We start from the raw sequence: 617 nt of genomic DNA, 5'->3' as shown, positions 1-617 counted from the left end.
TCTGGTCGGGGCAAGCTTCCAGCACCAGCGAGAAGCGCGAATGATCGTCGAGCACGGTCAACGGATGCAGCCGCCCGGCGCGCAATGGCACATGGCCCTTGAAGTCCATCTGCCACAGGTCGTTGGGAGCGGCGTGCTCGAAGCGGATAAACGCTTTGGCGCCGCCGCCCAGCGCACCCAACTCGACGCCGTTGCGGCGCAGGATCCCAGTCACCGTCGAGGCGGCCGGATTGCCCAGCCCCTGGCGCGCCAGCACCCGGGCGATCTTGCGCCCGCCCCAGGCTGGATGCGCCGCCCGCACCGAAAGCGCTGCCGTCTCGATCTTGTGCGCGCTGCGCGTCGGGCTCGACTGCGGCCGGCGCGAACGCTCCAAAAGCCCGGCCTCGCCAATAGCCCGCCAACGCGCGAGCAACTTGTAAGCGCATGTCCGGCCGATCCCGAAGCGTCGGCACAACGCGCTCATATTCGCTCCTTCCGCCGCAGCCAGCCGCACAAACTCCAGCTTCCGTTTCATCGCGCTCGTGTCCTCGAATGGCATCTCGAACCCCCAGCGCAAAGCGCGCCAAACTGTTCGCGATGTCCTCGCACACCTGTTCGCGATGTCCCCGGTCCAAACA

At 67.1% G+C, this 617-nt stretch carries 1 protein-coding gene; it reads right to left on the bottom strand.

Annotated features, from left to right (window positions below):
- Positions 1–514, bottom strand: a 514-nt coding sequence (locus NKH12_RS30490; protein ID WP_352956490.1) for a helix-turn-helix domain-containing protein, incomplete at its 3' end; no start/stop codon positions are given.
- Positions 515–617: the final 103 nt, after the last annotated feature.

The organism is Mesorhizobium sp. M1322 (genome assembly GCF_040318085.1).
GTDB lineage: Bacteria > Pseudomonadota > Alphaproteobacteria > Rhizobiales > Rhizobiaceae > Mesorhizobium.
The sequence above is the reverse complement of the archived record's forward strand: the minus strand, read 5'-3'. Positions and strand labels throughout refer to the sequence as shown.